At 63.8% G+C, this 7,276-nt stretch carries 5 protein-coding genes and 2 pseudogenes; 3 read left to right on the forward strand and 4 right to left on the reverse strand.

Annotated elements, in window-relative coordinates:
* Nucleotides 1-35: 35 nt before the first annotated feature.
* A pseudogene (locus AB5Y67_RS16155) lies at nt 36-1,787 on the reverse strand (Tn3-like element TnAs1 family transposase); the annotation flags it as partial.
* 3 nt (nt 1,788-1,790) lie between these two features.
* Between AB5Y67_RS16155 and AB5Y67_RS16160 the strand changes: the two are divergent.
* Nucleotides 1,791-2,183: a cysteine hydrolase family protein gene (locus tag AB5Y67_RS16160; RefSeq protein WP_001351729.1), complete on the forward strand. Its 393-nt coding sequence runs from the start codon at nt 1,791-1,793 to the stop codon at nt 2,181-2,183.
* Between the two features lie 137 nt (nt 2,184-2,320).
* Nucleotides 2,321-3,205, forward strand: coding sequence for a DMT family transporter (locus AB5Y67_RS16165; protein WP_000058717.1), 885 nt, complete (start codon nt 2,321-2,323; stop codon nt 3,203-3,205).
* A 31-nt stretch (nt 3,206-3,236) separates the two neighbouring features.
* On the opposite strand, the gene tet(A) is transcribed toward AB5Y67_RS16165, so the two are convergent.
* The gene (gene tet(A), locus AB5Y67_RS16170; RefSeq protein WP_000804064.1) at nt 3,237-4,436 is read right to left on the reverse strand and encodes a tetracycline efflux MFS transporter Tet(A); all 1,200 of its coding nucleotides are present in this window, start codon (nt 4,434-4,436) and stop codon (nt 3,237-3,239) included.
* Between the two features lie 105 nt (nt 4,437-4,541).
* Between tet(A) and tetR(A) the strand changes: the two genes are divergently transcribed.
* On the forward strand, nt 4,542-5,192 hold the full coding sequence (tetR(A), locus tag AB5Y67_RS16175; protein WP_000164043.1) for a tetracycline resistance transcriptional repressor TetR(A): 651 nt from the start codon (nt 4,542-4,544) through the stop codon (nt 5,190-5,192).
* 31 nt (nt 5,193-5,223) lie between these two features.
* On the opposite strand, the gene AB5Y67_RS16180 is transcribed toward tetR(A), so the two are convergent.
* Complete coding sequence (locus AB5Y67_RS16180) at nt 5,224-5,466, reverse strand: transposase (protein WP_000844627.1); 243 nt, start codon at nt 5,464-5,466, stop codon at nt 5,224-5,226.
* A 57-nt stretch (nt 5,467-5,523) separates the two neighbouring features.
* Nucleotides 5,524-7,276 (reverse strand): annotated as a pseudogene (locus AB5Y67_RS16185) (Tn3-like element TnAs1 family transposase); the annotation flags it as partial.

Genomic DNA, 7,276 nt, shown 5'->3' on the forward strand with positions numbered 1-7,276 from the left:
TAGGGGAGCCCGCAGAATTCGGAAAAAATCGTACGCTAAGGTTTTCCGGGCATCCGTAAGGGCCGAAACTTCCCGTCTTCCAGTCTGCGGCTCTGCCGCCAGACGTAATCGCCGGTTAGGTTGATGTGCTCCCAGCCCAGCGGCGACAGGAATTGCAGCAGCTCGCCGTCCACCGGCTTGCCGGCCTCGACCAACCCCTGGGTGGCGCGTTCCAGGTACACCGTGTTCCACAGCACGATAGCCGCCGTCACCAGGTTGAGGCCGCTGGCCCGGTAGCGCTGCTGCTCGAAGCTCCGATCCCTGATTTCCCCAAGGCGGTTGAAGAACACCGCCCTGGCCAGCGAGTTGCGCGCCTCACCTTTGTTCAGGCCGGCATGCACGCGGCGGCGCAGTTCAACACTTTGCAGCCAGTCCAGGATGAACAGCGTGCGCTCGATCCGGCCCAGCTCGCGCAGGGCCACGGCCAGTCCGTTCTGGCGCGGGTAGCTGCCGAGCTTGCGCAGCATCAGCGAGGCGGTGACGGTGCCCTGCTTGATCGAGCTGGCCAGGCGCAGGATGTCGTCCCAGTGGGCACGCACGTGCTTGATGTTCAGGGTGCCGCCGATCAGCGGGCGCAACGTCGGGTAGGCTTGCACGCCCTGCGGCACGTACAGCTTGGTTTCGCCGAGGTCGCGGATGCGCGGCGCGAAGCGGAAGCCTAGCAGGTGCATCAGGGCAAAGACGTGATCGGTGAAGCCGGCCGTGTCGGTGTAGTGCTCCTCGATCCGCAGGTCGGACTCGTGGTACAGCAGGCCGTCGAGCACATAGGTGGAATCGCGGACGCCGACATTCACCACGCGGGTGCTGAACGGCGCGTACTGGTCGGAGATATGGGTATAGAACAGCCGTCCCGGCTCGCTACCGTACTTCGGGTTGACGTGCCCGGTGCTCTCGCCCCGGCCACCCGCGCGGAAGCGCTGGCCATCGGAGGATGAGGTCGTGCCGTCGCCCCAGTGGGCGGCAAAGGCGTGGCGATACTGGTGGTTGACCAGCTCGGCCAAGGCCGCCGAATAGGTTTCGTCGCGGATGTGCCAGGCTTGCAGCCAGGACAGCTTGGCGTAGGTCAGGCCGGGGCTCGACTCGGCCATCTTGGTCAGCCCGAGGTTGATCGCATCACCGAGGATTGCGGACAGCAGCAACGTCCTGTCTTTGGCCTCGGCCCCGTCCTTCAAGTGGGTGAAGTGGCGGCTGAAGCCCGTCCAGTCGTCCACGTCCATCAGCAGTTCGGTGATCTTGATGCGCGGCAGTAACTGGCTGGTTTGGTCGATCAGCGCCTGCGCCCGATCCGGCACCGCCGCATCCAGCGGGGTGATTTTCAGCCCTGACTCGGTGAGGATGGCATCGGGCAGCTCGTTGTCCTTGGCCAGGCGGGTGACGGTGGCCAACTGCTCGTCCAGCAGCTGCAAACGCTCTTCCAGGTACTGGTCGCTGTTCGGGTTGATCGCCAGGGGCAGGGCCTGCTCGCGCTTGAGTGCGGCGAACTTCTCGGCCGGCAGCAGGTAGTCGTCGAAGTCGCGGAACTGCCGCGAGCCCTTGACCCAGATGTCGCCGGAGCGCAGGGCGTTCTTCAGCTCGGACAGGGCGCAGATTTCGTAGAATTTCCGGTCGAGGCCTTCCGGGGTGATCACCAGCGGCTTCCAGCGCGGCTTGATGAAGGCCGTGGGTGCATCGGCCGGCACCTTGCGCAGGTTGTCGGCGTTCATCTCACGCAGGGTCTGCACGGCTGCCAGCACGCCTTGCGCGGCCGGCCCGTGCTGTTCCCCAACTTTTCGCTCGGCGAAGAGTATGAACATGCGCCGCCGGCGACGAATCGCCAAATCTCACCGTATCTCCCGAGCGGACGATTTCGCACCGGTCTGCCCGTCGAAGGGCTTGCGATCGAACGGGGCGACCTTTTCTATGCATGTCCGCGAGCCAGCGTCTTTTATGGCACGGCGCTCGACGCCGACCTTCGGACGCGCGGCGTAAGCACGCTTGTCATGGCCGGGATAAGCACCACCGGCGTTGTTCTTTCAAGCGTCGCCTGGGCTAGTGATGCGGACTACGACGTGCGTTTGGTCCAGGACTGCTGCTACGACCCGGATCGGGATGCCCACGAAGCTCTGTTGCGTTCCGGGTTCGGCGGACGTGTACAGGTCGTGTAATTTTCGGGCCTCGCATGATCGCGGCCATAGCCGCAGGTGGATTGGTGCGAGGCAGGGCCAGTCCAAGTCAGGGTGCGGTCATCGCGGCGCCTGCAACTCTCAAAAACCCATCGCCGTAGCGGAGGTCTTGTAATCGCATGTCATTACGCACGCCCGATTTATTGTTCACAGCGATAGCACCTGCCATTTGGGGCAGCACCTACATTGTCACCACCCAATACCTGCCGAACTTCTCACCGATGACGGTCGCGATGCTGCGGGCGTTGCCGGCGGGTTTATTGCTCGTGATGATCGTCCGACAGATTCCAACGGGAATCTGGTGGATGCGCATCTTCATCCTCGGCGCACTTAATATTTCGCTATTCTGGAGCTTGTTGTTTATTTCGGTCTACCGCCTGCCGGGCGGGGTCGCGGCGACGGTAGGCGCTGTGCAGCCGCTGATGGTCGTGTTCATCTCTGCCGCTCTGCTAGGTAGCCCGATACGATTGATGGCGGTCCTGGGGGCTATTTGCGGAACTGCGGGCGTGGCGCTGTTGGTGTTGACACCAAACGCAGCGCTAGATCCTGTCGGCGTCGCAGCGGGCCTGGCGGGGGCGGTTTCCATGGCGTTCGGAACCGTGCTGACCCGCAAGTGGCAACCTCCCGTGCCTCTGCTCACCTTTACCGCCTGGCAACTGGCGGCCGGAGGACTTCTGCTCGTTCCAGTAGCTTTAGTGTTTGATCCGCCAATCCCGATGCCTACAGGAACCAATGTTCTCGGCCTGGCGTGGCTCGGCCTGATCGGAGCGGGTTTAACCTACTTCCTTTGGTTCCGGGGGATCTCGCGACTCGAACCTACAGTTGTTTCCTTACTGGGCTTTCTCAGCCCGGGGACCGCCGTGTTGCTAGGATGGTTGTTCTTGGATCAGACGCTGAGTGCGCTTCAAATCATCGGCGTCCTGCTCGTGATCGGGAGTATCTGGCTGGGCCAACGTTCCAACCGCACTCCTAGGGCGCGTATAGCTTGCCGGAAGTCGCCTTGACCCGCATGGCATAGGCCTATCGTTTCCACGATCAGCGATCGGCTCGTTGCCCTGCGCCGCTCCAAAGCCCGCGACGCAGCGCCGGCAGGCAGAGCAAGTAGAGGGCAGCGCCTGCAATCCATGCCCACCCGTTCCACGTTGTTATAGAAGCCGCATAGATCGCCGTGAAGAGGAGGGGTCCGACGATCGAGGTCAGGCTGGTGAGCGCCGCCAGTGAGCCTTGCAGCTGCCCCTGACGTTCCTCATCCACCTGCCTGGACAACATTGCTTGCAGCGCCGGCATTCCGATGCCACCCGAAGCAAGCAGGACCATGATCGGGAACGCCATCCATCCCCGTGTCGCGAAGGCAAGCAGGATGTAGCCTGTGCCGTCGGCAATCATTCCGAGCATGAGTGCCCGCCTTTCGCCGAGCCGGGCGGCTACAGGGCCGGTGATCATTGCCTGGGCGAGTGAATGCAGAATGCCAAATGCGGCAAGCGAAATGCCGATCGTGGTCGCGTCCCAGTGAAAGCGATCCTCGCCGAAAATGACCCAAAGCGCGGCCGGCACCTGTCCGACAAGTTGCATGATGAAGAAGACCGCCATCAGGGCGGCGACGACGGTCATGCCCCGGGCCCACCGGAACGAAGCGAGCGGGTTGAGAGCCTCCCGGCGTAACGGCCGGCGTTCGCCTTTGTGCGACTCCGGCAAAAGGAAACAGCCCGTCAGGAAATTGAGGCCGTTCAAGGCTGCCGCGGCGAAGAACGGAGCGTGGGGGGAGAAACCGCCCATCAGCCCACCGAGCACAGGTCCCGCGACCATCCCGAACCCGAAACAGGCGCTCATGAAGCCGAAGTGCCGCGCGCGCTCATCGCCATCAGTGATATCGGCAATATAAGCGCCGGCTACCGCCCCAGTCGCCCCGGTGATGCCGGCCACGATCCGCCCGATATAGAGAACCCAAAGGAAAGGCGCCGTCGCCATGATGGCGTAGTCGACAGCAGCGCCGGCCAGCGAGACGAGCAAGACCGGCCGCCGCCCGAAACGATCCGACAGCGCGCCCAGCACAGGTGCGCAGGCAAATTGCATCAACGCATACAGCGCCAGCAGAATGCCATAGTGGGCGGTGACGTCGTTCGAGTGAACCAGATCGCGCAGGAGGCCCGGCAGCACCGGCATAATCAGGCCGATGCCGACAGCGTCGAGCGCGACAGTGCTCAGAATTACGATCAGGGGTCTGTTGGGTTTCACGTCTGGCCTCCGGACCAGCCTCCGCTGGTCCGATTGAACGCGCGGATTCTTTATCACTGATAAGTTGGTGGACATATTATGTTTATCAGTGATAAAGTGTCAAGCATGACAAAGTTGCAGCCGAATACAGTGATCCGTGCCGCCCTGGACCTGTTGAACGAGGTCGGCGTAGACGGTCTGACGACACGCAAACTGGCGGAACGGTTGGGGGTTCAGCAGCCGGCGCTTTACTGGCACTTCAGGAACAAGCGGGCGCTGCTCGACGCACTGGCCGAAGCCATGCTGGCGGAGAATCATACGCATTCGGTGCCGAGAGCCGACGACGACTGGCGCTCATTTCTGATCGGGAATGCCCGCAGCTTCAGGCAGGCGCTGCTCGCCTACCGCGATGGCGCGCGCATCCATGCCGGCACGCGACCGGGCGCACCGCAGATGGAAACGGCCGACGCGCAGCTTCGCTTCCTCTGCGAGGCGGGTTTTTCGGCCGGGGACGCCGTCAATGCGCTGATGACAATCAGCTACTTCACTGTTGGGGCCGTGCTTGAGGAGCAGGCCGGCGACAGCGATGCCGGCGAGCGCGGCGGCACCGTTGAACAGGCTCCGCTCTCGCCGCTGTTGCGGGCCGCGATAGACGCCTTCGACGAAGCCGGTCCGGACGCAGCGTTCGAGCAGGGACTCGCGGTGATTGTCGATGGATTGGCGAAAAGGAGGCTCGTTGTCAGGAACGTTGAAGGACCGAGAAAGGGTGACGATTGATCAGGACCGCTGCCGGAGCGCAACCCACTCACTACAGCAGAGCCATGTAGACAACATCCCCTCCCCCTTTCCACCGCGTCAGACGCCCGTAGCAGCCCGCTACGGGCTTTTTCATGCCCTGCCCTAGCGTCCAAGCCTCACGGCCGCGCTCGGCCTCTCTGGCGGCCTTCTGGCGCTCCTGCTGCGGCGTCCGCTCGTGGGCCGTGGCGCGGGTCCGCGCGCCGGCCTCGTGCGCCTGGCGCTCGCGGGCGAGGTCCAGGGCGGCCGTCTTCACGTTCTGCCTTGCGCAGATGAGATAGGGGAGCCCGCAGAATTCGGAAAAAATCGTACGCTAAGGTTTTCCGGGCATCCGTAAGGGCCGAAACTTCCCGTCTTCCAGTCTGCGGCTCTGCCGCCAGACGTAATCGCCGGTTAGGTTGATGTGCTCCCAGCCCAGCGGCGACAGGAATTGCAGCAGCTCGCCGTCCACCGGCTTGCCGGCCTCGACCAACCCCTGGGTGGCGCGTTCCAGGTACACCGTGTTCCACAGCACGATAGCCGCCGTCACCAGGTTGAGGCCGCTGGCCCGGTAGCGCTGCTGCTCGAAGCTCCGATCCCTGATTTCCCCAAGGCGGTTGAAGAACACCGCCCTGGCCAGCGAGTTGCGCGCCTCACCTTTGTTCAGGCCGGCATGCACGCGGCGGCGCAGTTCAACACTTTGCAGCCAGTCCAGGATGAACAGCGTGCGCTCGATCCGGCCCAGCTCGCGCAGGGCCACGGCCAGTCCGTTCTGGCGCGGGTAGCTGCCGAGCTTGCGCAGCATCAGCGAGGCGGTGACGGTGCCCTGCTTGATCGAGCTGGCCAGGCGCAGGATGTCGTCCCAGTGGGCACGCACGTGCTTGATGTTCAGGGTGCCGCCGATCAGCGGGCGCAACGTCGGGTAGGCTTGCACGCCCTGCGGCACGTACAGCTTGGTTTCGCCGAGGTCGCGGATGCGCGGCGCGAAGCGGAAGCCTAGCAGGTGCATCAGGGCAAAGACGTGATCGGTGAAGCCGGCCGTGTCGGTGTAGTGCTCCTCGATCCGCAGGTCGGACTCGTGGTACAGCAGGCCGTCGAGCACATAGGTGGAATCGCGGACGCCGACATTCACCACGCGGGTGCTGAACGGCGCGTACTGGTCGGAGATATGGGTATAGAACAGCCGTCCCGGCTCGCTACCGTACTTCGGGTTGACGTGCCCGGTGCTCTCGCCCCGGCCACCCGCGCGGAAGCGCTGGCCATCGGAGGATGAGGTCGTGCCGTCGCCCCAGTGGGCGGCAAAGGCGTGGCGATACTGGTGGTTGACCAGCTCGGCCAAGGCCGCCGAATAGGTTTCGTCGCGGATGTGCCAGGCTTGCAGCCAGGACAGCTTGGCGTAGGTCAGGCCGGGGCTCGACTCGGCCATCTTGGTCAGCCCGAGGTTGATCGCATCACCGAGGATTGCGGACAGCAGCAACGTCCTGTCTTTGGCCTCGGCCCCGTCCTTCAAGTGGGTGAAGTGGCGGCTGAAGCCCGTCCAGTCGTCCACGTCCATCAGCAGTTCGGTGATCTTGATGCGCGGCAGTAACTGGCTGGTTTGGTCGATCAGCGCCTGCGCCCGATCCGGCACCGCCGCATCCAGCGGGGTGATTTTCAGCCCTGACTCGGTGAGGATGGCATCGGGCAGCTCGTTGTCCTTGGCCAGGCGGGTGACGGTGGCCAACTGCTCGTCCAGCAGCTGCAAACGCTCTTCCAGGTACTGGTCGCTGTTCGGGTTGATCGCCAGGGGCAGGGCCTGCTCGCGCTTGAGTGCGGCGAACTTCTCGGCCGGCAGCAGGTAGTCGTCGAAGTCGCGGAACTGCCGCGAGCCCTTGACCCAGATGTCGCCGGAGCGCAGGGCGTTCTTCAGCTCGGACAGGGCGCAGATTTCGTAGAATTTCCGGTCGAGGCCTTCCGGGGTGATCACCAGCGGCTTCCAGCGCGGCTTGATGAAGGCCGTGGGTGCATCGGCCGGCACCTTGCGCAGGTTGTCGGCGTTCATCTCACGCAGGGTCTGCACGGCTGCCAGCACGCCTTGCGCGGCCGGC

Source organism: Aeromonas sp. s12, from assembly GCF_040907925.1.
In the GTDB taxonomy this organism is placed as follows: domain Bacteria; phylum Pseudomonadota; class Gammaproteobacteria; order Enterobacterales; family Aeromonadaceae; genus Aeromonas; species Aeromonas veronii.